This window comes from Rhodoglobus galactosidasius (genome assembly GCF_054957775.1).
In genome coordinates this window covers 90782-116441 of record NZ_JBQIAV010000001.1, presented here as the reverse complement: position 1 = coordinate 116441, position 25660 = coordinate 90782, and the positions used below count along the sequence as shown (strand labels likewise).

The 25660-nt window shown below is 61.1% G+C and carries 25 protein-coding genes; 13 read left to right on the top strand and 12 right to left on the bottom strand.

The genetic code is table 11. From position 1 onward, the window contains the following. The first annotated feature begins 246 nt into the window (after nucleotides 1–246). Together ACTJJW_RS00620 and ACTJJW_RS00615 are read left to right on the top strand one after the other, a co-directional pair. Nucleotides 247–1953 (top strand): ABC transporter ATP-binding protein, encoded by a 1707-nt coding sequence (locus tag ACTJJW_RS00620; RefSeq protein ID WP_462642469.1) that lies wholly within the window; start codon nucleotides 247–249, stop codon nucleotides 1951–1953. Further along, on the top strand, nucleotides 1950–3755 hold the full coding sequence (locus ACTJJW_RS00615) for an ABC transporter ATP-binding protein (RefSeq protein WP_462642056.1): 1806 nt from the start codon (nucleotides 1950–1952) through the stop codon (nucleotides 3753–3755). The genes ACTJJW_RS00620 and ACTJJW_RS00615 overlap by 4 nt, the downstream gene beginning before the upstream one ends. Nucleotides 3756–3879: 124 nt before the next feature. Here ACTJJW_RS00615 and glpK read toward each other — a convergent pair whose 3' ends face one another. The 4 genes from glpK to ACTJJW_RS00595 form a co-directional block, all read right to left on the bottom strand. Next, a complete protein-coding gene (gene glpK / locus ACTJJW_RS00610) occupies nucleotides 3880–5394 on the bottom strand; it encodes a glycerol kinase GlpK (RefSeq protein ID WP_462642055.1) in 1515 nt (504 codons plus the stop codon). A gap of 68 nt (nucleotides 5395–5462) precedes the next feature. After that, nucleotides 5463–6221 carry an MIP/aquaporin family protein gene (locus ACTJJW_RS00605; protein WP_462642054.1) on the bottom strand — a complete coding sequence of 253 codons (759 nt, stop codon included), beginning with the start codon at nucleotides 6219–6221 and terminating at the stop codon, nucleotides 5463–5465. A 367-nt stretch (nucleotides 6222–6588) separates the two neighbouring features. Continuing rightward, on the bottom strand, nucleotides 6589–6909 hold the full coding sequence (locus ACTJJW_RS00600; protein WP_462642053.1) for an MGMT family protein: 321 nt from the start codon (nucleotides 6907–6909) through the stop codon (nucleotides 6589–6591). A gap of 69 nt (nucleotides 6910–6978) precedes the next feature. After that, nucleotides 6979–7431, bottom strand: coding sequence for a GNAT family N-acetyltransferase (locus tag ACTJJW_RS00595; RefSeq protein WP_462642052.1), 453 nt, complete (start codon nucleotides 7429–7431; stop codon nucleotides 6979–6981). Nucleotides 7432–7536: 105 nt separating this feature from the next. On the opposite strand from ACTJJW_RS00595, the gene ACTJJW_RS00590 reads away from it, so the two are divergent. Next, nucleotides 7537–8751, top strand: a complete 1215-nt coding sequence (locus ACTJJW_RS00590) for an NADP-dependent isocitrate dehydrogenase (protein ID WP_462642051.1) — start codon at nucleotides 7537–7539, stop codon at nucleotides 8749–8751. Between the two features lie 31 nt (nucleotides 8752–8782). Here ACTJJW_RS00590 and ACTJJW_RS00585 read toward each other — a convergent pair whose 3' ends face one another. After that, nucleotides 8783–9550: a potassium channel family protein gene (locus tag ACTJJW_RS00585; RefSeq protein ID WP_462642050.1), complete on the bottom strand. Its 768-nt coding sequence runs from the start codon at nucleotides 9548–9550 to the stop codon at nucleotides 8783–8785. 105 nt (nucleotides 9551–9655) lie between these two features. Here ACTJJW_RS00585 and ACTJJW_RS00580 point away from each other — a divergent pair, with 105 nt between their 5' ends. Continuing rightward, nucleotides 9656–11494: a heavy metal translocating P-type ATPase gene (locus ACTJJW_RS00580; protein ID WP_462642049.1), complete on the top strand. Its 1839-nt coding sequence runs from the start codon at nucleotides 9656–9658 to the stop codon at nucleotides 11492–11494. Nucleotides 11495–11549: 55 nt separating this feature from the next. Here the strand turns inward: ACTJJW_RS00580 and ACTJJW_RS00575 are convergent, their stop codons facing one another. Genes ACTJJW_RS00575 through ACTJJW_RS00565 form a run of 3 tightly spaced genes read right to left on the bottom strand, consistent with a single transcriptional unit; the run spans nucleotide 11550 to nucleotide 14354 of the window. Beyond that, nucleotides 11550–13058 (bottom strand): FAD-dependent oxidoreductase, encoded by a 1509-nt coding sequence (locus tag ACTJJW_RS00575; RefSeq protein WP_462642048.1) that lies wholly within the window; start codon nucleotides 13056–13058, stop codon nucleotides 11550–11552. 11 nt (nucleotides 13059–13069) lie between these two features. Beyond that, a complete protein-coding gene (locus ACTJJW_RS00570) occupies nucleotides 13070–13900 on the bottom strand; it encodes an FAD:protein FMN transferase (protein ID WP_462642468.1) in 831 nt (276 codons plus the stop codon). A 13-nt stretch (nucleotides 13901–13913) separates the two neighbouring features. Continuing rightward, complete coding sequence (locus tag ACTJJW_RS00565; protein WP_462642047.1) at nucleotides 13914–14354, bottom strand: FMN-binding protein; 441 nt, start codon at nucleotides 14352–14354, stop codon at nucleotides 13914–13916. Nucleotides 14355–14502: 148 nt separating this feature from the next. On the opposite strand from ACTJJW_RS00565, the gene ACTJJW_RS00560 reads away from it, so the two are divergent. After that, nucleotides 14503–15276, top strand: a complete 774-nt coding sequence (locus tag ACTJJW_RS00560; RefSeq protein WP_462642046.1) for a glucosamine-6-phosphate deaminase — start codon at nucleotides 14503–14505, stop codon at nucleotides 15274–15276. On the opposite strand, the gene purU is transcribed toward ACTJJW_RS00560, so the two are convergent. Beyond that, nucleotides 15273–16127, bottom strand: coding sequence for a formyltetrahydrofolate deformylase (purU, locus tag ACTJJW_RS00555; RefSeq protein ID WP_462642045.1), 855 nt, complete (start codon nucleotides 16125–16127; stop codon nucleotides 15273–15275). The two genes, ACTJJW_RS00560 and purU, sit on opposite strands and share 4 nt — an antisense overlap. 40 nt (nucleotides 16128–16167) lie before the next feature. On the opposite strand from purU, the gene ACTJJW_RS00550 reads away from it, so the two are divergent. Continuing rightward, the gene (locus tag ACTJJW_RS00550; RefSeq protein WP_462642044.1) at nucleotides 16168–17424 is read left to right on the top strand and encodes an MFS transporter; all 1257 of its coding nucleotides are present in this window, start codon (nucleotides 16168–16170) and stop codon (nucleotides 17422–17424) included. On the opposite strand, the gene nagA is transcribed toward ACTJJW_RS00550, so the two are convergent. Next, complete coding sequence (gene nagA / locus ACTJJW_RS00545; RefSeq protein WP_462642043.1) at nucleotides 17360–18532, bottom strand: N-acetylglucosamine-6-phosphate deacetylase; 1173 nt, start codon at nucleotides 18530–18532, stop codon at nucleotides 17360–17362. The two genes, ACTJJW_RS00550 and nagA, sit on opposite strands and share 65 nt — an antisense overlap. A gap of 101 nt (nucleotides 18533–18633) precedes the next feature. Here nagA and glyA point away from each other — a divergent pair, with 101 nt between their 5' ends. The 3 genes from glyA (at nucleotide 18634) to ACTJJW_RS00530 (ending at nucleotide 21159) form a co-directional block, all read left to right on the top strand. Next, entirely contained in the window at nucleotides 18634–19917 is a 1284-nt protein-coding gene (gene glyA, locus ACTJJW_RS00540) for a serine hydroxymethyltransferase (protein ID WP_462642042.1), read from the top strand. Between the two features lie 163 nt (nucleotides 19918–20080). Beyond that, on the top strand, nucleotides 20081–20956 hold the full coding sequence (locus tag ACTJJW_RS00535) for a bifunctional methylenetetrahydrofolate dehydrogenase/methenyltetrahydrofolate cyclohydrolase (RefSeq protein WP_462642041.1): 876 nt from the start codon (nucleotides 20081–20083) through the stop codon (nucleotides 20954–20956). 2 nt (nucleotides 20957–20958) lie between these two features. Further along, the gene (locus ACTJJW_RS00530; protein ID WP_462642040.1) at nucleotides 20959–21159 is read left to right on the top strand and encodes a hypothetical protein; all 201 of its coding nucleotides are present in this window, start codon (nucleotides 20959–20961) and stop codon (nucleotides 21157–21159) included. Between the two features lie 84 nt (nucleotides 21160–21243). Here ACTJJW_RS00530 and ACTJJW_RS00525 read toward each other — a convergent pair whose 3' ends face one another. Then, nucleotides 21244–22263 carry a galactokinase gene (locus ACTJJW_RS00525; RefSeq protein WP_462642039.1) on the bottom strand — a complete coding sequence of 340 codons (1020 nt, stop codon included), beginning with the start codon at nucleotides 22261–22263 and terminating at the stop codon, nucleotides 21244–21246. A 43-nt stretch (nucleotides 22264–22306) separates the two neighbouring features. Here ACTJJW_RS00525 and ACTJJW_RS00520 point away from each other — a divergent pair, with 43 nt between their 5' ends. Genes ACTJJW_RS00520 through ACTJJW_RS00510 form a run of 3 tightly spaced genes read left to right on the top strand, consistent with a single transcriptional unit; the run spans nucleotide 22307 to nucleotide 24911 of the window. Next, nucleotides 22307–23227 carry an aldose 1-epimerase family protein gene (locus ACTJJW_RS00520; RefSeq protein WP_462642038.1) on the top strand — a complete coding sequence of 307 codons (921 nt, stop codon included), beginning with the start codon at nucleotides 22307–22309 and terminating at the stop codon, nucleotides 23225–23227. A gap of 25 nt (nucleotides 23228–23252) precedes the next feature. After that, entirely contained in the window at nucleotides 23253–24311 is a 1059-nt protein-coding gene (locus ACTJJW_RS00515; RefSeq protein ID WP_462642037.1) for a VIT1/CCC1 transporter family protein, read from the top strand. A 33-nt stretch (nucleotides 24312–24344) separates the two neighbouring features. Beyond that, the gene (locus ACTJJW_RS00510) at nucleotides 24345–24911 is read left to right on the top strand and encodes a cysteine hydrolase family protein (RefSeq protein ID WP_462642036.1); all 567 of its coding nucleotides are present in this window, start codon (nucleotides 24345–24347) and stop codon (nucleotides 24909–24911) included. 41 nt (nucleotides 24912–24952) lie between these two features. Here ACTJJW_RS00510 and ACTJJW_RS00505 read toward each other — a convergent pair whose 3' ends face one another. Beyond that, nucleotides 24953–25159 carry a PLDc N-terminal domain-containing protein gene (locus ACTJJW_RS00505; protein WP_462642035.1) on the bottom strand — a complete coding sequence of 69 codons (207 nt, stop codon included), beginning with the start codon at nucleotides 25157–25159 and terminating at the stop codon, nucleotides 24953–24955. Nucleotides 25160–25301: 142 nt separating this feature from the next. On the opposite strand from ACTJJW_RS00505, the gene ACTJJW_RS00500 reads away from it, so the two are divergent. Further along, nucleotides 25302–25592, top strand: a complete 291-nt coding sequence (locus ACTJJW_RS00500) for a YciI family protein (protein WP_462642034.1) — start codon at nucleotides 25302–25304, stop codon at nucleotides 25590–25592. Nucleotides 25593–25660 lie beyond the last annotated feature (68 nt).

The following is a 25660-nucleotide window of genomic DNA, read 5'->3' as shown; positions in this document are numbered from 1 at the left end:
CCTTAACGATTGTGTATACGCTGCGGCAGGCATATCCTAAAAAGCTGTCTGCTCAGCGTCGCCCCGACGATTGCAGCAGCTTACGGTCGCGACTGAAGTGACCCGCAGTAACTGCGATCACCCTTGGCGGTGATCCCTTCTCGTCAAGGAACCACGGTGCCACAACAGTCTGTCCAGCCTGAGCGCGCTAAAGCGGTCGGCACTTTTGCGGCGATCCGCCGACTTTACCCTTACGCAAAACCGGCGATGCCGCACATCTATTTGGGCATGGCTGCCGCGCTCGCCGCGGGCATTGTCGCGTTGCTCATTCCGCAGGTTCTGCGTTCGCTGGTCGACGGCCCGCTGCAATCGGGTGACTCCTCGCAGATCTGGCCTGCCTTCTTCATCGTTCTGGGGCTCGGCGTTATTGAAGCGATCATGATCGCGTTGCGTCGATTCTTCGTGCTCACGCCGGGAACGCATGTTGAGGCGCGAATGCGAAACACCCTTTACATGACGCTGCAACACCTGCCCGTGAGCTTCCATGACCGGTGGCCAAGCGGTCAACTGCTGTCGCGGGCCGTCAGCGACCTCAATCTGATTCGTCGCTGGCTGTCGTTCGGCCTAGTGCTGCTCGTCGTTAACGTGCTCACGATCGTCGTCGGCCTCGCCTTCCTCGTCAACATCTCTTGGGTGCTTGGCGTCATCTTTATCGTCACCTCGATTCCCCTGTGGATCTACGGTTATGTTTTTGAAAAGAAGTACTCGATCGTGGCTCGCCGCAGTCAGGACCAAACTGGCGACCTCGCAACCGCTGTTGAGGAGTCGGTGCACGGCATCCGTGTACTGAAAGCGTTTGGACGGGGAACCCACGCCCTGACCGGTTTCTCGGCCCAGGCAGAAAGCCTGCGCGGTACCGAGATCGAGAAAGCACGCGCCATCGCTGGCATCTGGCTATGGCTGCTTCTCGTACCCGACGTGATGTTTGCGCTTGGACTGCTTGGCGGCGTCTGGCTTGTCGTTCAGGGCAACATCTCTGCCGGTGATCTAGTTGCGTTCTTCGCCACAGCAACTGTCTTGCGCTTCCCGGTGGAGTCCATCGGCTTCTTGCTCTCGATGACCTTCGACGCCCGCACGGCTGCCGACCGATTTTTTGAAGTGATGGACTCTGACAACGCCATCACCGACCCCGAAGATCCAGAAACGATTACGGATAGCAAGGGTCACCTCGAGTTCACCAATGTGCACTTCCGCTACCCCGATTCACCCGCGAACGTTCCCGACCTCATCAACGGCGTCAACCTGAGCATTGAACCGGGGGAGACCATGGCGCTCGTTGGGTTGACCGGTTCGGGCAAGTCGACGATTACGGCGCTCACGACCCGCCTCTATGACGTCACCGAGGGCTCGATCACTATTGACGGTGTCGACGTTCGCAACCTCACGCTGCTCGAACTGCGGCGTCATCTGGCGATGGCATTCGAGGATGCCACCCTGTTCTCCTCGAGCGTGCGCGAAAACGTACTCATGGGGCGCCCGGACTCGACTGAAGAAGAACTGCGCGAAGCGCTCAGCATCGCCCAGGCCGACTTTGTATACGACCTACCGGCCGGGCTCGACACCCTCGTTGGGGAGGAAGGGCTCAGCCTCTCGGGTGGCCAGCGTCAGCGCCTCGCGCTCGCACGCGCGGTCGCTGCGAAACCCGCAGTGCTCGTGCTCGACGACCCGCTCTCTGCCCTCGACGTCGACACTGAAGCACTCGTCGAAGCCGCATTGCGCAGAGTTCTGAGCTCCACAACCGGCCTCATCGTGGCGCACCGCCCATCGACGGTGATGCTCGCTGATCGGGTAGCTCTGCTCGAAGACGGCAAGGTCACCGCGGTGGGAAGGCACTCCGACCTGCTGGCGACCAGCAGCCACTATCGCTACGTCATATCCAGTCTCGAAGAGGAAGAACAGGAGGTCAGCTCATGAGCGTAATGGGAACCTCCGGCGAAGAGCGCAACGACTACACGAAAGACGAAAGTCGCCAGATTCGGCAGCGCTCGCTGCACCTGCTCGGATCGCTGATCTCGCCGCTTCGCGCCCGCGTGATTCTCACGATGGCTGTCGTCGTCGTGAGCACTGCGGCGCAGGTCGCAGGCCCGGCGTTGATCGCCTACGGCATCGACCGAGCGCTTCCTGCGCTCATCAATGGCAACAGTCTGCCACTCGTGCTTACGGTCGCCGCCTACCTGATTACCGGCATCGCCGGGGCAACGATGATCGCCTGGTACACAGTGCTGAGCGCGCGAGTGAGCCAAGCTATTCTCTTCGACCTGCGTAAGCGAGTCTTCTTGCACACGCAGCGCTTGAGTCTCGAGTTCCACGAGAGCTACACCTCTGGCCGCATCATCGCGCGTCAAACGAGCGACCTCGATGCGATCCGCGAACTGCTCGACTCTGGCATCAACCAGCTCGTGCAGGGCGCGCTATACATGGTGTTCATCGCCATTGCGATGTTCTCTCTCGACTGGGTGAGCGGCGTCGTGCTGTTCTTCGCACTCATCCCGCTGGCCTTCCTCACCCGCTGGTTCCAGTTGCGTTCGCAATTGCACTTCCGCGAAACTCGCACAACTTCAGCCAAGTTGATCGTGCACTTCGTTGAGACAATGACGGGCATCCGTGCGGTGAAGGCATTCCGCAAAGAGGAGCGCAACCGCGAACACTTTGGCGGGTTGGTCGAGAACTATCGGGATGCCAATGCCCGCGTCATCCGCCTGTTCGGAGTCTTTGACCCTGGTCTCGTCCTCATCGGAAACGTTGCATTGGCAATGATTCTGCTGATCGGTGGGTTGCGTGTTTCTACGGGTGATCTGGCAATTGGCGCCCTGCTCGGTGCGCTGCTGTATGCGCGCCAGTTCTTCGCCCCTGCGCAAGAGATGGCGATGTTCTACAACTCGTACCAATCGGCTGCTGCTGCACTGGAGAAGATTTCGGGTGTGCTTGAGGAGCAACCAAGCGTTGCCGACCCCACGACCCCGATTGACCTGCGTAAGGCCAGGGGAACTGTGAAGTTCGACGGCGTTGAGTTTGCTTACAACTCCGACAAGGTGATTCTGCCGAAGTTCGATCTCGAACTACCAGCCGGGCAAACCGTTGCCATGGTGGGCACGACGGGTGCCGGAAAGTCGACGCTCGCCAAGCTCATTTCACGGTTCTACGACCCGAGCCAGGGCACTGTTTCTCTCGACGGGGTGGATCTGCGCAAACTGCACCCCAAGGATCTGCGCCGAGCGATCGTCATGGTTACTCAGGAGGCGTACCTCTTCTCGGGAAACGTCGCAGACAACATCGCACTGGGCAAGCCGGATGCGACCCGCGAGGAGATCATCAAGGCCGCGAAAGCTGTTGGAGCACACGAGTTCATCGAGGCTCTGCCGAACGGCTACGAGACCGACGTGAACAAGCGTGGTGGGCGGGTGAGCGCCGGGCAGCGACAACTGTTGTCGTTCGCGCGTGCGTTCATTGCTGATCCGGTGGTGCTGATTCTGGATGAGGCGACCGCGTCGCTCGACATTCCGAGCGAGCGACTCGTGCAGGCTGGCCTTCAAACGCTGCTCTCCGATCGCACCGCCATCATCATCGCGCACCGACTCTCGACTGTCGCGATTGCTGACCGTGTGCTCGTCATGGAGCACGGTCAGATCGTCGAAGACGGAACGCCGCAAGATCTCATCTCCGGCACAGGCCGCTTCGCGAAGTTGCACGCGGCCTGGCGCGATTCGCTGGTGTAAGTAACTTCCTTGTGCGCCGCAATACGCAGTGACGGTGGCGTAATCACGAGGTCGCTAGCACAAGCAAGAGCCCGGCTGGCCGCGTATTCGCGCATCCAGCCGGGCTCTTATTCGCTAAAGTAGGCTATTCGACGTCTTCGTCTACCCAGTCGAAGGTCTTGGTTACAGCCTTCTTCCAGCTGCGCAGTAAACGCTCACGCTCTTCTTCGCCCATCTTGGGCTCCCAACGGCTGTCTTCCTGCCAGTTCTTGCGCAGATCCTCAAGTCCGTCCCAGAACCCTACGGCCAGGCCCGCTGCGTAAGCGGCACCGAGTGCAGTTGTTTCGGCAACGACCGGGCGCACGACGGGTACGCCGAGAATGTCTGCCTGGAACTGCATGAGCAGGTTGTTGGCGATCATTCCGCCATCGACCTTGAGCTCGGTGAGGGGAACACCAGAGTCCGCGTTGACCGCGTCGATTACCTCGCGCGTTTGGAACGCAGTGGCCTCAAGCGCGGCGCGTGCGATGTGGCCTTTGTTGACAAAACGAGTAAGTCCAACCAGCGCACCACGAGCATCAGAGCGCCAGTATGGGGCGAACAGTCCTGAGAATGCAGGAACGAAGTAGGCACCACCATTGTCGTCAACTGTCTTTGCGAGAGTCTCGACTTCGGCCGCTTCCTTGATGATCCCAAGGTTGTCGCGCAACCACTGAATCAATGAGCCAGTTACAGCGATCGAGCCTTCCAGCGCGTAGTGTGCAGGCGCGTCGCCGAGCTTGTATCCGAGGGTCGTGAGCAGCCCGTTCTTGGAGTGCACAATCTCGGTGTCGGTGTTGAAGATCAAGAAGTTGCCGGTGCCGTAGGTGTTCTTGGCTTCGCCAGAATCGAAGGCAGCCTGGCCGAAGGTCGCCGCCTGCTGGTCGCCGAGAATTCCCGAGATAGGAACCTCGCGAAGCAGGCTATTCGACTCGGCGGTTCCATACACTTCAGATGAGCTCTTGATCGCGGGGAGCATCGATGCGGGAACACCGAAAACGTCGAGGATGTCCTGACGCCATTCGAGAGTCTCAAGATCCATGAACATGGTGCGACTGGCGTTCGTGACGTCAGTTGCGTGCACTCCGCCGTTGGTTCCTCCGGTGAGGTTCCACAGCACCCATGTGTCGGTGGTGCCGAACATCAGGTCTCCGGCGTCTGCCTTCTCGCGAGCACCCTCAACGTTCTCAAGGATCCAAGCTATTTTTGTGCCGGAAAAGTAGGTTGCTAATGGCAAGCCAACAACACTCTTGAACCGTTCGACTCCGCCGTCTTTGGCGATTCTGTCGACAATCGATTGAGTGCGCGTGTCTTGCCACACGATCGCGTTGTAGATCGGTTTGCCGGTGTTGCGGTCCCAGACGACGGCGGTTTCGCGCTGGTTAGTGATTCCGATGGCCGCAATATCGTGGCGTGTGAGGTTGGCGGTGGAGAGCGCTTTTCCAATTACTTCGCGCGTGTTCGTCCAGATCTCTTGTGGGTCGTGCTCGACCCAACCCGCCTTGGGGAAGATCTGTTCGTGTTCAAGCTGCCCCATCGAGATGACAGAACCTGCTTTATCGAAAATGATCGCGCGGGAACTTGTCGTTCCCTGATCGATGGCCAAGATGTAATTACTCATGTGACTATCTCCTTGTTCAATTTGTCGGCGGCGCAGGCTCGGTTAGTCCAACCTACGGTCTGTTTCTGTTAGGTGAGTATGGGCATGAGGGGTATCGACAGCGCCCCGGCGAGCACACCACCGATGATCGGCCCCACTACGGGGACCCAGGAGTAACTCCAGTCGCTTGGCCCTTTGCCTTTGATGGGAAGAATCGCGTGGGCAATTCGGGGACCGAGGTCTCGAGCTGGGTTGATGGCGTAGCCGGTGGGGCCGCCGAGCGAAGCACCGATTGCGATAACGAGTAGAGCCACGGGCAGTGCGCCGAGGGCAGCGAGTCCGCCGCCTGGATCTTGGCGTCCGAATCCGATCACGACGAATACAAGAACGAATGTGCCGACAATTTCGGTAACGAGGTTCCATCCGTAGCTGCGAATTGCCGGTCCAGTCGAGAAAACGGCGAGTTTACTTGCGGCATTAGGCTCTTGATCGAAGTGCTGTTTATACGACAGCCACGTAACGACAGCACCGAGGAAGGCGCCAATCATCTGGGCGGAGATGTAGGTAAGCACCGATCCGATCGTGACAGCAACGCCGAGGCTAAACTCGGTTGCTCCGCTAGCGACGAGACCGAGCGTTACCGCAGGGTTGATGTGTGCGCCAGAGTTGTACGCGACGATTACACCGGCGAAGACCGCGAGGCCCCAACCGAAGTTCACCATGAGGAACCCGCCGTTGAAACCTTTGTTCTTAATCAGAGCGACGTTGGCAACGACACCGGTTCCCAGCAGAACGAGCATGGCGGTGCCCACTACTTCTGAGAGAAATACTGCTCCTAGATTGTCCACATTGACCTTCCTTTGTTCTGATCGAGCGCGTCTGCACGGAATTCTGCTTTTCGATCGTGCAGCCGACAGTTGACAAACTATCCTCAGCTGGGCCTTTTCAATAGGGGTTTTTGGTGCACGTTGGTGCACTCTTTGGCAAGTGTTCAGCCTCGGAACGTCGGGTTGTCACTTTCGTGGCCGAATCATTCGCGCGCGCTTGATCGAGTGGTGCAGGTCGCTCGACTGGGCACCAAACGGAGGCTGCAGCGAGAACGTTGAAAGTGAGACCGCGTCTGCATCATCAGCGCAGAGCACCCATCGTGCAAAAACGTGCAACTGGGTTGAGAAGCGACTCATTTGGAGCATTGTGGTCGCTCACGGTAGAGATTCAGCGATGCACAGTTCGGTACCGCGCGAGCTGGATATCCACTCGGTAAGTGCCGTCGGGCATCCATTTCAGCGGCGTTGATTCGAGCTCGTAGTGAGACAGCGCCCGATCTTCGTGAGCGATGGGTGGATGCCCGCCCGAGCGAATTACACGCCACCAGGTCACCTCAGAGCCGTACCGGGCCATGACGGTGCCGACGGCTCGTGCCGCGCGAGAACCGATGGTTGCCGCGACATCGCCGTAGGTCATCACGTGGCCGGGCGGAATCGCGTCGACCACAGCAAGCACTCGGCTGACGAAGTCGTCGTTAGGTGCGTTCACGACGGTGGTGCCTGCATTCACGAGTCGTTGCGGGCAGATCGTCGGAATCGCGACGAAGGGACGGCACGCCTAGAGGGTGTACTCGCCGAGCTTCTCGCCGTACTGGGTTTCGCCGACAACGATGAAGCCGACTTTGAGGAAGAACTGCTCGGGGCCGAGATCGCCCTCTTCCCAAATAGCGGTGATTCGGTTGAAGCCGCGACTGCGGGCCTCTTCGCAGAGTGCCTTGACGGCGAAGCGGCCAACGCCTTCACCCTGGGCATCACCGGAGACGCTTACACGCCAGATGCAGCTGCGGAATTCTTCTTGCGAAGCATTGGCGTCGAAGTTGCCGCGAATAAAGCCGACGACCTTGTCGCCGTCGACAACGACGCGGGGCCACGAGGTGAGCGGGTCGATGAAGGCGTCAGCGATCGCGTAGGAGGGCGGCGTAACGAACTGTTCTTGACCGCGTCGCAGCGTGAGATTGTTGGCGGCAACAATGGTGTTTGCCGATAATTCTTCAAGTCGTAGCTCACCCATGGATACAGGCTAACCCGCGTTGGACAGATGCGCCAAGGTATCTCTATGTCGAGATAGTTAGGAAAAAGAGTAAGCTGGTAGAGGCCACTAACTAAGGAGCAAAGCTTGTCCAAGATCAAGGTAGAAGGCACCGTCGTCGAACTCGACGGCGACGAAATGACGCGCATTATCTGGCACCGGATCAAGGAAACCCTGATCCACCCCTACGTTGATGTCAACCTCGAGTACTACGACCTCGGCATCGAAAGCCGCGACGCAACCGACGACCAGATCACCATCGATGCAGCTCACGCCATCCAGAAGCACGGTGTTGGCGTCAAGTGCGCAACGATCACGCCCGACGAGGCACGCGTTGAAGAGTTCGGTCTCAAGAAGATGTGGCGCAGCCCGAACGGCACCATCCGCAACATCCTTGGTGGAGTTATCTTCCGCGAGCCCATCATCATCTCGAACATCCCCCGTCTGGTTCCCGGCTGGAACAAGCCCATCATCATCGGCCGTCACGCCTTCGGTGACCAGTACCGTGCCACCGACTTCCGGTTCAAGGGCAAGGGAAAACTGACCGTAGAGTTCGCTCCCGAAGATGGCTCAGAGCCGATGAAGTTTGAGGTGTACGACTCCCCAGGCGACGGTATCGCCCAGGTTCAGTACAACCTCGACGACTCGATCGTTGACTTCGCTCGGGCAAGCCTCAACTACGGCCTCACGCGCAACTACCCCGTCTACCTCTCGACGAAGAACACGATCCTCAAGGCCTACGACGGTCGCTTCAAAGACATCTTCGAAGAGATCTTCCAGACGGAGTTCAAGGACAAGTTCGATGCAGCTGGGCTCACCTACGAGCACCGCCTCATCGATGACATGGTCGCATCGGCCATGAAGTGGGAGGGCGGCTACGTCTGGGCCTGCAAGAACTACGACGGCGACGTTCAGTCCGACACCGTCGCTCAGGGCTTCGGCTCGCTCGGCCTCATGACCTCCGTGCTGGCCACGCCAGACGGAAAGGTTGTTGAAGCAGAGGCAGCTCACGGCACCGTGACTCGTCACTACCGCCAGCACCAGCAGGGCAAGCCAACTTCCACCAACCCGATCGCGTCGATCTACGCGTGGACCCGTGGGCTCGCGCACCGTGGTGTGCTTGACAGCAATCAGGAACTCATCGACTTCGCCTCGACCCTTGAAGACGTCGTCATCAAGAGTGTTGAAGATGGTCACATGACGAAGGACCTCGCTCTTCTCGTCGGACCCGACCAGAAGTGGGAGACCACCGAAGAGTTCCTCGACACGCTCGACAAGAACCTCGCACTGCGCTTGGCATAAGCGCAGCTAGTTCAGCTTTGGGCTCGGAAGCTTAGGCTTCCGGGCCCTTTCTGCTGCCCGCAGCGACTGCTGCATCCGGCACGGTGGACGCGGGCGTGCCGGAGGTCTCGGCCATCTGTGTGGCATGCTCGAGGAGCACCTGCTTGAGCTCGGTTACCTGCTCGGTGAGTTCAGTGACTTCGCGGCGGGTAGCGACGTGTGAGAGCTCATCCTGGGCGGCAACCCGGTCGACGATCCACGAGGCGAGCGTTGCGGTAACAACACCGAGCAGGGCGATTCCTGCCACCATGACACCCGCTGCGATAACTCGCCCGAGCGTCGTAGCGGGGTAGATGTCGCCATAGCCAACGGTCGTGATCGTGACGAAAGCCCACCAGATGGCATCGCCGAGATTCGAGATCTGGGTGCCTGCGGCGTTGCGTTCAGTGTCGAGAATGGCGAGCCCGGCCACGAAGACCAACAGCAGAGACGCACCGACGGCATAAATGAGCACGCTGCCACGGACCGCACTTCCCGCTCGCCGCTGGAGTGCGCCCAGCAGGGTAACCAAGCGCAGGAGGCGCAGCGGGCGCAGCATCGGCAGCACCACGACCAGGAGATCGAAGAGGTGCCGAGTGAACCAGTGCCAGCGTCGCTCAGCAAGAATCAGGTTCACCAAATAGTCGGCAACAAACACCACCCAGGTGACGGCAATGATGACTTCAGCGATGAGCATCGCTGTGCCGGTGAGGTTTGCGATCACCTCCCACGCGTACGCAACCAAAAACACGGCAGCTGCGACCGTTAGCGGAACGTCCATGATCTGTTGCTAGCGCCGTTGAGTCATGGTTTCGAGCCTACCGACCTTGCTAAGGGGAGGCTGCGCTAGCTGGCCGGATGCCGCGATCGCGAGTACAACGAGAGCATGACAATTCTTGCTGCAGCGGTGCGTCGATATCCGCTCGTAGCGCTAACGGTGGTTGTTGGAGTGGTTGGCCTCGCCCTGAACTGGACTCCGGCATCCGCTGTCGTGCCGTGGCTTCTGTCGTTGTACGCCCTTGCCATCGCGGTGCGCGAGTCGGTGTCTATGGTGCGGAGACTGTCTGCTCGCGAATTTGGTCTCGACGTTCTTGCCGTCACGGCGATCGTCGCGACCGTGCTCGTTGGCGAGTTTTGGGCAAGCATCGTGATCGTGCTGATGCTCACCGGCGGAGAAGCACTCGAAGACTTTGCTGCAGGTCGTGCCCAGCGCGAGTTGAAAGCGTTGTTGAGCCGGGTGCCCCAGATCGCGCACACTTTTGCTGACAACGGCGAGCTGTTCGACGTTGCTGTCACTGAGGTGGCGAGAGGCGATCGTCTCGTTGTGCGCCCGTCAGAGATTGTTCCCGTGGATGCGGTTCTCGTCTCTTCGTCGACGTCGGTGGATGAATCATCCCTCACCGGAGAAAGTATGCCGGTAGAGAAGGTGGCCGGAGACCTTCTGTTGAGTGGATCCGTCAACGGTCCAGAAGCAGTGACGGTGACTGCCGCCGCGCCCGCATCAGAAAGCCAGTACCAGCGGATCGTGCAACTGGTGAGCGAAGCAGCCGCGAGCAAGCCACCTCTCGTGCGGCTTGCCGATCGCTATGCGGCACCATTCACGCTCGTTTCTGTTGGCCTAGCGGCGATTGCGTGGTGGGTCTCTGGCGACCCGACGCGGTTCGCCGAAGTGCTCGTGGTCGCGACACCGTGCCCGCTCCTGATCGCGGCACCGGTGGCGTTTATGGCGGGAATGTCGAGCGCATCCAGTCACGGTGTTGTCGTGAAGAACGCAGGCACGCTCGAGGTGCTGGCCCGCGCCAAAACTGTTGTCTTTGACAAGACGGGAACCCTGACGAGCGGAACTCCCGAAGTGGTCGCCATCAAGCCAGAGGGCGGTCGAAGCGAAGAAGCCTTGCTCACACTGGTCGCGGCGGTGGAGCAGTACTCCTCACACGTACTCGCAGCCTCACTCGTTGCCGACGCGCAGCAACGAGGCTACGATCTGCCAGCGGTCACGGATGCTCGCGAAGTTGCTACGCACGGAGTTCAGGCACGCGTCGGCTCCGAACTCGTCACCGTGGGCAAGCCGGCATTCGTCGCCGAACAGGTGCCGGGGCTTACCCGGCTTGAACTGTCGAGCGGCGAAGCTGCCGTGTACGTAGCCGTCGATGACCAGTACGCCGGCGCAATCGTGCTGCGCGATGCAGCGCGGGCAGAAGCACCACGGATGCTGCACGACCTGCGGGAGCTGGGCATCCAGAAGACTCTGATGGTGACGGGTGATGTGCACCAGACCGCACAGAAGGTCGCCGATGAGCTGCAGCTCAATGAGGTGCACGCTGAGTGCCTTCCGCAAGACAAAGTGCGGATCGTGCAGTCGATCACCCCGGGGCCTGTCGTCATGGTCGGCGATGGGGTCAACGATGCGCCCGTGCTTGCCGCCGCAAACGTGGGAATCGCGATGGGGGCAAAGGGCTCAACGGCGGCCAGCGAGTCCGCCGACATCGTGATTCTGGTCGATGATCTCTATCGTGTCGTTGATGCCGTGTCAGTCAGCCAACGCACCGTCTTCATTGCTCTCCAGAGCATCTGGATCGGCATCGCTATCAGCGTCGCGCTCATGTTGGTCGCAATGACCGGCGTTCTCCCCGCCATCGTTGGCGCGGGTCTGCAAGAAGTCGTGGACCTCGTGACCATTCTCAACGCGCTTCGTGCACTGAACTTAGGCCGACGCGCTCGCTAGCGCCCTATGACCGGAGAAGGCCTTGGCCCGGAGAAGGCCTTGGCCCCGAGAAGGCCTAGTAGCCCGAAAAGTAGTCGGTATGGATGCGCCGGGCCCCGTTTGTGCGCAGCGCAGACTTGAGATCGTTGACGAGTGCGGGCGGGCCCGAAAGGTACACGCGTCGGTTGCCCAAATCGGTGACGAGTGTGGAGAGTGTGTCGCCGGTCATCCGGCCCTCGCCGCCGAGCTCCCAACCGGCAGGTAACGCCTCGGCAGGCTGCGGCCCGAACACGATCACGCGTGCGCCTGACTCGCTGAGCATGCCGCTGAACGGGAGCGGTTCACTGCTCGAGGTCGCGTAAACCACAACGATGTCGCGACCCTCAGCTTGGCGGTGGGCGTGCGCAACCTGACTGGCAAACGGGGTGACGCCGATCCCTCCGGCAACGAGAAGCAACGGTTCGGAGGTATTGCGCGGCAAGACGAAGTCGCCCCAGATTCCGGTCGCGTTGACCTGCGAGCCGCGGGGGAGATCCAGAAGGGCCGCCTTGAAGCTGCTCGCGTTCTCTGGCGCGGTGAGGGTCACGGTGAGGGTGGCCCCGGCATCCGGAGCCGATGAAATAGTGAAGTAGCGGCGCACCCCCCGGAAATCCGCGGAGGCGTGCGGCAGCGACAGCTCAATGTACTGACCCGCACGGAATGTGATGGGGCGGTGCGGGGCAAAAGTGATCTCCCACGTGCCTGGAGCAATCTCTTCGGTCTCGACCCGCGTCATCCGGATGGTGCGGCGTTGGGTGAAGAAGAAGGCGACGAGGTTGCCGATGAGCAGGGCGAGTAGCGGGTCGCTGTAGACGGGGCCGATCGAGAACGGGATCGCGAACAGCAGCCCGACGAGCACGGCCACGCTGAGCCGTTGCCACCGGCGTGGGGGCAGGGTGAGGGGTTCGCTCAGCATGAAGCCCACGAAGAAGATCAGTTGTGACGAGGCGAAGGTGAAGCTCAGCGCGTCGATGAGGGTTCCGCCGCCGGCGATGGTGAGTGCGATGCGGATGCTGGCAGCAACGACCACAAAGACGACACCCAAATCGAGGCGTTGTGTGCGGTACAAAATCAGAAAAGCGGCAATAATGATGAACGGCTGCAGGAGCGGTGTGCCGACCCACCACGTCGGAAAGCCGAGGGGCGCGAAGATGAAAACATACGCGCCGATGGCTGCGGGGTTGAAGATATGGCGCCCATGGAATGCGATCAAAAACTTGGATGCTGCGGCAATTGTTGAGGCGAGTGCGATGCCCAGCAACCCCATCAGTTCGAGGCTCGGCGCCATGATGAAGAAGACCAACAACCCGGTAATGAGCGATGACTCGAGATGCGCTCGCTGTCGGACCATGCGGGCGCCAAGCCAGCTCGCACCATAGCTGAACACGATCGCCACGGGCAGGCTTGCGAGGAGTGCAAACGGGTCAGGGGAGACGAGGTCGAAGAACGCGAGCGCAATGGCGATGATCGCGATCGCTAGGAGAGACAGCACCACAAGCTTGTACATCGCGAGTGCGCCGAGTGTGCGGTCTAGCCAGTTCTTCATGTGCCCGACTCTCATACAAACAACTCCCCGTTGAGGTCTGGTGAGAACTCTACTCGCCCAGTTGAAAACATCCGGACGTACTGAAACTCAAAATCCGTAGCAAGTTCTGGTGGTTCGGCGAAGAATAGGGCGGTGGCAAGCCCGTCTGCCTCGAGCGCGGTGGCGGCGATCGCCCAGGTCGCAAGGATGCGATCGGTGGGTACGCCAGTGCGAGCATCCACAATGTGGTGCACGTCCGCCCATGTTCGCCGGTTGGAAGCTGACGCGCAAATGGCTTGGTTCTGCACTGACACCACACCGATGGCTTTGCTGGTGTCGAGTGGATGTTCCAAAGCAACCCGCAGGTCCGTGTCACCCCGGTGCAGAATGTCGCCGCTCGCATCCACCGTTGAGGCGTCGACACCGTGTTCGCCCAGCACCGCGGCAACGAGATCCACGAGGTAGCCCTTGCCTGCAGCGCCGACATCGAGCAGGGCAGGGGTGTAGGTGGTGAGTTCGTTGCCGTTCCAGCTGAGGGCTTCGTGCCATTCCGGCACGCGGGTGCGGGTGACGCTAGGCCTCAAGGAGTAGGTGCGGTCGTAGCCGAGCTCTTCGAGGGCGCGGCCAACGAGGGGGCTCATGGCGCTGCGGGTTGCGGTGTAGAGGCGGCGGTAGAGCTCGAATAGTGGCGGAGCATCTGGAGGAAAGCGGTAGGTGCCCGGGGTGTGCGCGATGGTGCTGACTAGGGAGTCGTCACGGAATCGCGAGTAAGTGCGATCGAAGTCGTCGATGCGTGCGGCAAGGGCGGCGCCAGCCTCAACGCTCAGCGGTTGTGCCGTGTCAATCTGCCAGGGCGCACCTATGGCCTCGAACTGTTTACTCGGCGAGAGCGTCTGCCTTGATCGCAGCGACGGCCATGTTGAAGCCCCCGCTCGTGAGCGAGGAACCGGCTACTTTGTCGACGGAGAGTTCGTCGATGTTCTTGCCGACAACTTCGGCGGCGATTCCGCCAATAAATTCGCCCTGAAACTGCTGGGAGTTGGGGCTCTCACCGAAACCAACAACGGTGGCGTCGGTGACGACATTGCTTTCGAGTGTGAGGGTGACATCCACTTGTTCGGCACCGTTGGGAGACGTGTAGTTGCCGGTCTCGGTGTAGGTGCCGTCGGTGTAATCAGCGGTGGTAGTCGGCGTCGCTGCGTCGGCAACCGTGGCATTGGTTCCTGTCGCGGGGGAAGAGCAGGCTGAGAGCGCTCCCACGAGGGTGACACCGGCAAAGAGGGCTACGGCGGTCTTATTGTCGGTACGGCTGCGCATGAGGCTCCAAGAGGGGTGGTAGATATCCAGTATGACCGAGTGCGCTTTGGGGAAGCCTCTGTAGAGGATGACTTCCGGGGCGTTCTCAGCGCGATCATAGGTCTGTACCACTCTGCGCGCACGGCCGCAGGCGTGAGAAAGTACTTATATGGCAGAGGTTGTGATTGTTGAGTCAAAAGAGGCTGCAGGTGAAGTTGCTGCAGACCTTATCGAGGCGCTTGTGCGTCGGACCCCGGATGTCGTGCTGGGCTTAGCGACGGGGTCGACGCCCTTAACGACGTGGTCTGCGCTCGCGGCACGTGCCCTCGATCTGTCTGCTGTGCGGGGCTTTGCTCTCGATGAATATGTCGGATTGTCTGCTGGGCATCCCCAGAGCTACCGCTCGGTAATCACTCGGGAGGTTGTTGAGCCGCTCGGGTTGACGCCGTCGCTGGTGCAGGTGCCGGCCGAGAGCGGGCCAATCGAGACTGCGGGCGAAGACTATGAGCGCGCGATTGTCGCCGCGGGTGGGATCGACTTGCAGATTTTGGGCATCGGGTCGACGGGCCATATCGGTTTCAACGAGCCGGGGTCGTCCTTTGCATCGCTCACTCGCGTTAAGACTTTGACGCAGCAGACTCGGCTCGACAACGCTCGCTTCTTCGCTTCGCCCGAGCAAGTGCCCAGACACTGCATCACGCAGGGGCTCGGCACCATCCAGCGTGCAGGGCATCTCGTGCTGCTCGCGTTTGGTGAGGCGAAGGCCGCGGCGCTCGCGGGTGCCGTCGAGGGTCCGGTGACGGCGAGCTTGCCGGGATCGGCGATCCAGTTGCACTCAACGGTGACGGTGATTGTGGATGAGGCGGCGGCATCCGAGCTGAAGTTCGCCGACTACTACCGGTATTCGTGGGAGAACCGACTCGACTGGGAGCGCCTGCACTAGCGGAAGATGATGGTGCGTGCACCGTCGAGCAGCACACGGTCTTCCGCAAACCACTTCACTGCCTGGGTGAGGGTGCGGCTCTCTTCGTCTTGACCAATCGAGACGAGTTCGCTCGCGGTGCTTGCGTGGTCTACCCGTACGACGTTTTGTTCAATGATGGGGCCCTCGTCGAGGTCGCTCGTCACAAAGTGAGCGGTGGCTCCGATGAGTTTCACGCCGCGGGCGTGCGCTTGCTTGTAGGGGTTGGCGCCTTTGAAGCCTGGCAAGAACGAGTGGTGAATGTTGATGATTTTGCCGCTCAACTGCTCACACAGTTCCGGTGAGAGGATCTGCATGTAGCGGGCGAGTACGACAAGCTCGATGTCGTGCTGCTCGACGACCTCAAGAATGCGGTCTTCGAACGCCAACTTCTGACCGGCGGTGGTCACTGGGTGCGACTCGAAAGGCACCTCATAGAACTCGGCAAGAGAACCCAGGTCGGGGTGGTTGCTCATGATGAGAGGCATATCGATCGCTAGTTGACCGGCGCGCTGGCGGTAGAGGAGGTCGTTGACGCAGTGCCCTGACTTGGATGCCAACACAAGGGTGCGCAGCGGGCGCCCGACAACGTCAAGCTGCCATTCCATCGTGTAGCGCTCAGTCACGGGGGCGAGAGCCTGCTCGAAAACCTCGCGCGGAGCATCCGATTCCACTTGCAACCGCATGAAGAAGCGGCCGGTGTCTCCACTGGAGAACTGCTGCGACTCGGTGATGTTTCCGCCGGCCTCAACGATGGCGCCACTGATGGCGTGCACGATGCCGGGCTTGTCGTCACAAGTGAGGGTTACGATCCAGTGTGTTGAGGTGGTCACAGAATCAGCGTACCGGTGCCAGCGGTAGGCTAAGTCAAACATGAGCACGCCACGCACTCCACCAGGGTCTTCGTCATCTCAAGCGTTTCCGTGGGCGGGTCTTTTCACCCTCTCAGCGCTGATCTTCACCTCAGTCACGAGCGAGTGGTTGCCCACCGGATTGTTGCCCGAGATTGCTACCGAGTTGTCGGTATCTGAATCGCAGGTTGGCCTGCTCATCACGATTTTTGCGGCCACTGTCGTAATCTCTACTGCGCCGCTTGCCGCGCTCACCCGCAACCACTCGCGCAAGTCGCTCGTCATTGTGGTGCTGCTGGTCTTCGTAGTCGGCAACCTGTTGGCCGCTGCGGCACCCAACTATGCGGTGCTTGTCGTCGCCCGTGTGATCGGCGGACTCTCGCACGGTCTCTTTTGGGCTGTCGTCGGTGCGTACTCTGCGCACCTTGTCCCTCCGCATCAGGTCGGCCGTGCCGTTGCCGTTACTAGTGCCGGGGCCACTGCGGCGTTCGTGCTCGGCGTTCCTGTCGGCACCGCTCTCGGTCACGCTCTTGGATGGCGACTCGCCTTCGTCGTGATTGCAATAATCATCCTTGCGCTCACGATCATGGTGGTGCGCGTGCTTCCGCCGGTTGATCACCAGCCCCCGCTTTCCACCGCCGAGATCTCTATCCCGCTGCGCAAAGACCGTTCGGTTCCCGGCGTGATTTACGTGTGCATTCTGGTTGCGCTCGTGATGCTCGGCCACAACCTCTTTTACACCTACATCGTTCCGTACCTCATCGGCCCGGCCGGTATTGAGCCCGGGTCGGTCGCCGGGGTGCTGCTCGTTTTCGGTGCCGCTGGTGCGGTTGGGCTTGCGCTCGCGGGGCTTCTCGTCGATCGCTTCCCGCGCAGCATCATCATCGTCACTGTCGCTCTCGTAGCAATCTGTGCGGCACTGCTCGGCATGTTCCCCGCGGAGCCGTGGATCATGTTCCCCGTCATCACGATCTGGGGAATGGCGTTCGGTGGAGTGCCCGCGATGATTCAGACGCGCCTCCTTCAGCTCGCATCCCCTCGTATGCGCGATGTCGGCTCGGCCTACCTCACCACGTCATTCAACATCGGCATCGGCGGCGGCGCACTCTTCGGTGGCATCCTGCTCGACCAGTACGGCATCCTCTCGCTACCCGCAGTCGACGCCGTCATTCTCGGTGTCGCCGTGGTGTTCGCGATTGTTGGTGGCGAGCTGCTCAGGCGTCGGGATGGTCGGGCCGCGGCAATTCGCGACCAGCAGCCCACACCGCCTGCACCTTAAAGTCGGCATCGAGTAGCACGGCATCGGCGGCGAATCCGGCAGCAAGTGAGCCGAGCTCTGCAGCGCGTCCGATTGCGCGAGCCGGCACCGAGGTCGCCGCGGCAACAGCCTGCGGCACACTCACACCGACCTCGGTGCCGGCACGGCGCACCGCAGCATCCATCGTCAAGGTTGACCCGGCGATCGAACCGGCGTCGCTCAACCGCGCGACACCGTCGGTCACTGTCACATCGAGCGAGCCGAGCACATAGGGGCCGTCGCTCGCGCCGGCTGCGGCCATTGCGTCCGTAATCAGTGCGACGCGACCAGGAGCTGAGGCGAACAGCATCTTCACGACATCCGGATGCACATGCACGCCGTCATTGATGACCTCAAGTATCACTGACTCGCGACTGATCGCCGCAGCAACAGGGCCGGGAGCGCGGTGGTGGATGCCCTTCATGCCGTTGAAAGCATGAGTGAGTAGGCGCGCTCCCGCATCGAATGCGGCACAAGACTGCTCGTAGTCAGCCGACGTATGCCCAACCGATACCGCGACGCCCGCTTCGGTGAATTGGGCAATTGCAGCCATGGAACCGTTGAGTTCGGGAGCCAGCGTGATCTGCCGGAGGGTGCCTGCTGCGGCGGAAAGGAGCTCATCGATCTCGTCGGGCGTGGGACTCCGCAAGGCTTCTGGGTTGTGGGCGCCCCTGAACGACTGCTCGAGAAAGGGGCCTTCGAGGTGGCTGCCGAGCACGAGAGGATCGGTTGCGGCGAGTTCGGCGATCACGGCCAGGTTCTGCATGAGGCTTGCGTGATCTCCACTGACTAGGGAGATGACGGAGCGGGTGGTTCCGTGAGCGCGGTGCACCGAGAGCGCTGTGCGGATCGCGTCGGGACCGTTGTCGAAGGCTGCCGCATTGCCGCCATGGCAGTGGATGTCGATGAAGCCTGGCGTGAGGTAGCCGCCGGCTGCATCCGTGATCTGGGTCTCGTTGCTGGCGTGTGCTCGCCAGTCTTCGCCAACACCGACGGCGGTGATCGTGTCGCCGCTCCAGGCTACCCAGCCGTTGGCAACAACCTCGTCGCCAGTGACTAGCTGCGCTGAATGGATGATGTGGTCGCTCATGGCTACCAGCTTAGGTGCGGCCCAGATGTTCGATAACTCTCGCACCGATCACCGGCACCCGGTAGATTTGACGTATCCACCCCGTCGCAAGGAGCTCATCTGTGTCAACATTCCTTTCGCCTCTCTCTGAGGTAGACCCCGAGATCGCTGCCGTTCTTGGTCAAGAACTCGAACGCCAGCGAAATACCCTCGAGATGATCGCAAGCGAAAACTTCGTTCCGCGTGCCGTTCTCGAAGCACAGGGTTCGGTTCTTACCAACAAGTACGCAGAGGGTTACCCGGGTCGCCGTTACTACGGCGGTTGCGAATTTGTGGATATTGCAGAGAAGCTCGCCATCGAACGTGCCAAGAGCCTGTTCGGTTCCGCCTTCGCGAACGTTCAGCCCCACTCGGGTGCGTCGGCCAACGCCGCAGTGCTGTCGGCTATCGCAAAGCCCGGCGACCGCATCCTCGGTCTCTCGCTCGATCACGGCGGGCACCTCACCCACGGTATGCGCCTCAACTTCTCGGGCAAGCTCTACGAAGCTCACGCCTATGGAGTGAACGAAGAAACCGGCGTGCTCGACATGGCCGATGTTCGCGCCAAGGCCATCGAGGTTCAGCCGCAGGTCATCATCGCTGGCTGGTCGGCCTACACTCGCCAGCTCGACTTCGCTGCCTTCCGTGAGATTGCCGATGAGGTTGGCGCAGTCCTATGGGTCGACATGGCACACTTCGCGGGACTGGTTGCTGCTGGACTGCACCCGTCGCCGGTTCCTTTCGCGGATGTTGTGTCGTCGACCGTGCACAAGACCATCGGTGGTCCGCGCTCGGGCTTCATCCTCACCAACAATGTTGACATCGCAAAGAAGATCAACTCCAATGTGTTCCCCGGTCAGCAGGGTGGACCCCTCATGCACGTGATCGCCGCCAAGGCGACCGCATTCATGCTCGCGGCAACCCCTGAATTCAAGGACCGCCAGGAGCGCACGCTTCGCGGCGCCAAGCTTCTTGCCGAGCGTCTCGTTCAAGACGACATGAAAGAGCTCGGAATTGACGTGCTCACGGGAGGCACCGACGTGCACCTCGTGCTCGTTGACCTGCGCAAATCAGAACTCAACGGCCAAGAAGCCGAAGACCTACTGCACTCCGTCGACATCACGGTCAACCGCAACGCGGTTCCTGCCGACCCCCGCCCGCCCATGGTCACTTCCGGATTGCGCATCGGAACGCCAGCGCTGGCCACCCGCGGATTCGGTGACGCCGAATTCACTGAGGTTGCTGACATCATCGCCGAAACCCTCAAGCCCGGTGCAGACATCAGTACGCTGCAGGGTCGTGCCCGCGCGCTCGCCGATGCCTTCCCGCTGTATGAAGGACTCGAAAGCCCCGGTAGCTGGGCATAACCAGCCGCACTCTGGGCCTAAATGGCCACAACCTGGGCCTAAACAGGCATAGCTAGAGAGCCCGTCGCCGTGTGAACACAGCGGCGGGCTCTTTAGCGTTTAATGGACATGGCAGTTGTGTAGGTGGCCGAACAGTGCGTTGGCCCGATTCGAACGGAAAACGATGACCGCAGTGAAACTTGACGGTGTTGCTACGGCAACCGCAGTAAAGAACGAACTGCGTGTTCGCGTCGATGCCCTCAAGTCCCGCGGCATCACGCCCGGTCTGGGTACCCTGCTCGTCGGTGACGACCCAGGGTCGCGTTCCTACGTTGCTGGCAAGCACCGCGACTGTGCCGAAATTGGCATCGAGTCGTTCCGTGTCGATCTGCCGGCCACGGCATCCGCTGACGAAGTTCGGGATGCCATTATTGCGTTGAACGAAAACCCTGCCGTTACCGGATACATCATTCAGCTGCCGCTGCCTGCCGGTCTCGATGAGAACGCGATGCTCGAACTCATGGATCCGGCCAAAGATGCGGATGGCCTGCACCCCACCAACCTCGGCCGCCTCGTGCTGGGTGTTGGCAGTGTGCTCGATTCGCCGCTGCCCTGCACGCCCGCCGGAATCGTAGAAATGCTGGAGCGCTACGACGTACCGATCTCGGGCAAGCATGTGGTCGTGGTCGGTCGCGGGCTCACCGTCGGTCGCCCCATCGGATTGTTGCTCACCCGCAAGGGGCTGGATGCCACGGTCACCCTCACGCATTCCCGCACCACGCAGCTTGAGACCCACGTTCGCCAGGCGGACATCGTGGTTGCCGCCGTCGGATCGGCCGGGCTGATTCGCCCCGAGTGGATCAAGCCGGGCGCGGCAGTGCTCGATGTGGGCATCACCCGCGTTGTCGATCCCGAAACCGGCAAGGGCCATCTCGTTGGTGACGTTGACCCCGGTGTTGCTGAGATCGCCGGCTACCTGTCGCCGATGCCCGGTGGCGTTGGCCCCATGACCCGCGCGATGCTCGTCAAGAACGTCGTCGACGCGGCCGAACGGCTGTAACGGTGGCGATCAAGAGCCCGTCGGAGTCGCAGCCTCAAGCCAGGCCGCACCGAGCGACTACGCCTCGAGCGACGCCGCACCACCAGGCGGCAAAGCGCACGCCACGCAAGCGCCGCTTTCCCTGGGCACAGGTCTGGGTGTGGGCAGGCACGATCGTCGCGATCGCTTTCATGGTCGCGTTCGTACTGAAGGTGCTCTCTTAGCGCTTAGCGCTTAGCGCTTGGCGCGCAGCGTTTACCGCGTCGCGTTGGGCGAACTAGCGGTGCGTGAGCGAGCTGTTTGGCTGCTTAGCGATCGCGCAGGGCACCCTGCGACGGGGAGATTGCCTCCACGGTGGGTTGTCCCATCGCGTGCTCGGCGAACGCGCCATCGAGCGCTACTCGCACCCGGGATGCCGTATCGGTGTCGACGAGGGCGATCGCTACTCCGCTGAAGGGGCGGCCGAGCATCCGCGCACCCAATGCACCGGCGGTCATAGCGGTCTCAACCGCAAGGTCGACTTCGGTGGTGGAGATGCCGTATTCGTCGCGCAGGCTCGCGTGTGAGGCATCGAGCAGCGCGCCTAGCAAGCGCGGTGTTTCGTCACGGATCGCGAGCACCGCGTCACGAACCCGCTGATTTTCGGTGATGCTGTGCAGGGTGCGACGCACTTCGTCATCGGCGATCGCCGTCTCGAGGGCATCGGCGGTGGGCGCATCGGTGTCGATCACGAGCAGTTCGAGCCCGGCGGTCTGCCAGTCGAGGGGGAGCGGTTCTGGGCGGGTCTCGCCTTCCAGCCGCACGAGAGCGTGGTCGTCAAGCGCAAACACGCACGCGGCAACGTCTGGGTGGTGGGGCAAATGGGCAACCTGCTCGCCCAGATTCCACAGATCTGTCAGGGCCAGAGCAAGCGCCGCCTCCAGCGCTGATGACGAACCTAGCCCGGCACCCACCGGCACCGTCGTATCGATGAACACCTCGACACCACTGAGCTCCTGTTGGTTGGCGGATGCCGCCATCACCTCCTGCACAATGGCCAAAGCAATGCGGCTCCAGCCTGCTGCACCCTCGCTGGTGGCCAACTCATCGAGCTCCACCGAGACGAGTTCATCAACGAGCGCACTCGCGATTCGCACCGAACGATCGCTGCGAGTGGAGGCCGCGAGTACAGTGCGGCGGTTGATGGCAATCGCAAGTTCGGCATCCGTGTCGGGGTTATCGGCAGTGCCGAGCAGGGTGAGGCGACCGGGGGCCGACCACACGCCATCTGCGGGGTGCCCGAAGACGGCTTCGAAGTCGACAAGTACGTCATCGCGAATATCTGACATGGGTGCTTCCTGATTGTGAGTTCTACGCCGGTAGGCTGTTGCGGTGAGCGTACCTACCGGAACCCAGTACATCATTACTCGTGCCACCGAACAGGGTGAGGCGCGAGCAACGGTAACTGAACTTGCGGCGTCGCTTCGCGAGTTCAGCATCGGCGGAGTTGATCTCGTTGAGTCGTACGCCGAATCGACGATGCCTCCCTTTGCTGACGGCATTGTTTTGGTTCCGTGGCCGAACCGCATTGAAGATGGTCGTTGGAGGCTCGACGGCGCCGTTCAACAGCTCGATATCACTGAAGGCGACCGCAATAATGCCATCCATGGTCTGCTTCGTAACACGGGTTATTCGCTTATCGAGCGCACCCCGGAGTCAGTGACGCTGGGTGCCACGGTGTTCCCGCAGCACGGTTACCCCTTCCATGTTCACACAACGGTGCGTTATGAGCTGGTCGAGACTGGTTTGCGCGTCACTCACACCGCCACGAATTTGTCGGATGCCGCAGCCCCGTATGCGGTCGGTACCCACCCCTTCTTCAAGATCGGTGAAACTCCCATTGCGCAGCTCACGCTCACGATGACCGCCGCCACGCGCTTCGAATCGAATGAGCGCCTCATCCCCACTGGCGAAGTTGCGGTGGCGGGCACCGAGTTCGACCTCAGTGGTGGCCGCCTTGTTGGGGATCTCGACCTAGACACCGCATTCGCTCGGGTTGATGTTGTTGACGGTGTTGCCGCACGACTCACTGCGCCTGACGGCCGCGAGCTTCGGCTCACGGTTGACGAGAACTTCGACTTCGTTCAACTGTTCACGCCTCGCAACTTTCCGACGCTCGCCGGCGAGGGGCAGGTTGTCGCTATTGAGCCGATGACCGGTGCGCCCAACGCTTTCAACACGGGCCGCGGCCTGCTGTGGCTTGAGCCGGGCATCGAGTTCGAGGCTAGCTGGGGTGTTGAGTACTCAGCATGAGGTTCGACGCATGGAGGTACTCCGCATGAGGCACGAACCGAGCGCCCGCGACGCTCGACGGTGGCGACGTTATCTCGCCGCAGAACGCGCTGAAGCGGCGATCTATCGTGACCTCGCATCCCGGCGCAGCGGTGAAGAGCGCGAGATCTTGCTGGCGCTTGCCACCGCAGAGAAACGCCACGAAGACCACTGGCTGACCCTGTTGGGGGATCGTGCCGGGCGACCGCTGCCCACTGACCCCCGCACACGGATTTTGGGATTCCTGGCCCGCCGTTTTGGTTCCGTCTTTGTGCTCGCGCTCGCGCAACGAGCAGAATCACGATCGCCGTATGTGGATGACGCAGACGCCACCGACACGATGGCCGCCGATGAGGCCGTGCATGAGGAAGTCGTTCGGGCCCTCGCTACCCGCGGCCGCCAACGCCTCTCGGGCACGTTTCGCGCCGCAGTGTTTGGAGCCAACGATGGGCTCGTCTCCAACCTCGCCCTCGTGCTCGGCATGAGCGCCGCCGGTCTCCCCACGAACATTGTGTTGCTCACCGGAGTCGCCGGGCTGCTCGCCGGTGCGCTCTCGATGGCCGCCGGTGAATACGTGTCGGTGCGATCACAACTTGAGCTCGAAAATGCCGCAGCGCACGGCCCAATCTCAACCGACTCTGTCACTCACCTCGATGTTGACAAGAACGAGTTGGCGCTCGTCTACCGCGCTCGCGGAATGAGCGCGCACGAAGCAGACCTGCGTGCCGCAGAAGTCTTGGCAGGCACGCAAGCACAGCCAGAGACAGCAACTGTCGTGCATAATCCGATTGGTTCGGCGGTCGGAGCATCCGCGTCAAGTTTCGCGTTCTTTGCGTCTGGTGCGGTCATTCCGGTGCTGCCGTATCTGTTCGGGGCTGAGGGCCTCACCGCGGTGTTTATCGCCGCCGGGCTCGTGGGCGTGGCCCTTCTCGTCACTGGCGCCATCGTCGGTTTGCTCTCGGGCGCTTCACCACTGAAACGTGCCCTGCGGCAATTGGCGATTGGCTATGGTGCCGCTGCGGCCACGTACCTTCTAGGTCTACTATTCGGGGTAAGCGTCGGCTAGTTCGGTGGCGACGCCGACGGCGAGGAGGCCGCAATGACGACAGCACTGATAGTGGTGGATGTTCAACGAGGCTTCGACGATTCCGAGTATTGGGGCCCCCGCAACAACCCCGACTGCGACTCAAAGATTGGCATGCTGATTGGCCATTGGCGTCGCGAAGGCTGGCCGATCGTCTACGTTCGACACGATTCATTGGATGTCGCGTCGCCCCTGCATCCGAACGCCTCCGGCAACGAGTTCAAGGATGTGCTCTCTGGCACCCCTGAATTGTTGGTGTCGAAGTCAGTGAACTCGAGCTTTCATGGCAGCCCCGACTTGGACGCGTGGCTGAAAGCATCCGGAATTAAATCAATCGCGATCTGCGGGATCACGACCAACCACTGCTGTGAGACGACGGCGCGGGTTGGTGGCAATCTCGGCTATGACGTGACGTTTGTGTTGGATGCCACCCACACCTTCGACCGCATCGGGCCGTATGGCGAAGAGGTGACCGCTGACGAACTCTCGCGCATCACCGGAGTGAACCTGCATGACGAGTTTGCTCAGATCGTGTCGACGCGCGACCTGCTGGGTGCAGCGCCCGACGGGTTCATCGTTTAGAGCAGCGCACAACCAAACGCGTGCTCAGTGTGCGCGTCAGCTTAGAGCAGTGCGCTGTTGCGCCCCACGGCAAACCAGATGAGTGATCCAATGAATGGTGCGATCAGAATCACGATCAGCCAGAGCAGTTTGGTGTTGGTCGGCATCGTGGAGTTGAAGACTTGCATGAGCGCGACGACGATCAGGGCGAGATAGGCAACGACCGCGAGGATCGGGATGATCCCCCAGAGAATGGAGAAGTCAGACATGCAAGCCTCCTTTGTGGCTGAGCCAAGTCTACCGAGTATGACTCAATAAGCAGAGCTTTGATCGGCGTAGGGTTGCATCGGAGCTGGCCACCATGGTGGTGTGCGACGACGATCCGCCGTCGTGAGGCGGAAAGTGCAGCCCGTGACGAAGTTTCTATTCCTCTACAAGGGTTTCAAACAACCCACCCCCGAAATCGGTGCCGCATGGATGAGCTGGTTCGGCGACGTGGGGGAGGCAATGGTCGATCCCGGCAATCCTCTCAGCCCCGGCATTGAGGTCACCCGCGATGGTGCGACCCCGCTCGATTTCGGTCTCGATGCCCTCACCGGTTATTCAGTTATCGAGGCAGCCGACAAGGATGCCGCAGTAGCGCTCGCCAAGACGAACCCGATGATCACGAGTGTGGTGGTGTACGAACTTGGCAGCATGTAGCTGAGCGCTGCCGGGCGCAATCCGGCCGATTCTCAGTGGCTCAGGCTATCCTCGGAGAAGCTAACGGC

Bases quoted from the DNA above. Each gene is read 5' to 3' on its own strand.
- ACTJJW_RS00620 (WP_462642469.1), top strand. From the start codon at position 247: ATGCCGCACATCTATTTGGGCATGGCTGCCGCGCTCGCCGCGGGCATT.
- ACTJJW_RS00615 (WP_462642056.1), top strand. From the start codon at position 1,950: ATGAGCGTAATGGGAACCTCCGGCGAAGAGCGCAACGACTACACGAAA.
- glpK (WP_462642055.1), bottom strand. From the start codon at position 5,394: ATGAGTAATTACATCTTGGCCATCGATCAGGGAACGACAAGTTCCCGC.
- ACTJJW_RS00595 (WP_462642052.1), bottom strand. From the start codon at position 7,431: ATGGGTGAGCTACGACTTGAAGAATTATCGGCAAACACCATTGTTGCC.
- ACTJJW_RS00585 (WP_462642050.1), bottom strand. From the start codon at position 9,550: ATGGACGTTCCGCTAACGGTCGCAGCTGCCGTGTTTTTGGTTGCGTAC.
- ACTJJW_RS00580 (WP_462642049.1), top strand. From the start codon at position 9,656: ATGACAATTCTTGCTGCAGCGGTGCGTCGATATCCGCTCGTAGCGCTA.
- ACTJJW_RS00575 (WP_462642048.1), bottom strand. From the start codon at position 13,058: ATGAAGAACTGGCTAGACCGCACACTCGGCGCACTCGCGATGTACAAG.
- ACTJJW_RS00565 (WP_462642047.1), bottom strand. From the start codon at position 14,354: ATGCGCAGCCGTACCGACAATAAGACCGCCGTAGCCCTCTTTGCCGGT.
- ACTJJW_RS00560 (WP_462642046.1), top strand. From the start codon at position 14,503: ATGGCAGAGGTTGTGATTGTTGAGTCAAAAGAGGCTGCAGGTGAAGTT.
- ACTJJW_RS00550 (WP_462642044.1), top strand. From the start codon at position 16,168: ATGAGCACGCCACGCACTCCACCAGGGTCTTCGTCATCTCAAGCGTTT.
- nagA (WP_462642043.1), bottom strand. From the start codon at position 18,532: ATGAGCGACCACATCATCCATTCAGCGCAGCTAGTCACTGGCGACGAG.
- ACTJJW_RS00535 (WP_462642041.1), top strand. From the start codon at position 20,081: ATGACCGCAGTGAAACTTGACGGTGTTGCTACGGCAACCGCAGTAAAG.
- ACTJJW_RS00525 (WP_462642039.1), bottom strand. From the start codon at position 22,263: ATGTCAGATATTCGCGATGACGTACTTGTCGACTTCGAAGCCGTCTTC.
- ACTJJW_RS00515 (WP_462642037.1), top strand. From the start codon at position 23,253: ATGAGGCACGAACCGAGCGCCCGCGACGCTCGACGGTGGCGACGTTAT.
- ACTJJW_RS00510 (WP_462642036.1), top strand. From the start codon at position 24,345: ATGACGACAGCACTGATAGTGGTGGATGTTCAACGAGGCTTCGACGAT.
- ACTJJW_RS00505 (WP_462642035.1), bottom strand. From the start codon at position 25,159: ATGTCTGACTTCTCCATTCTCTGGGGGATCATCCCGATCCTCGCGGTC.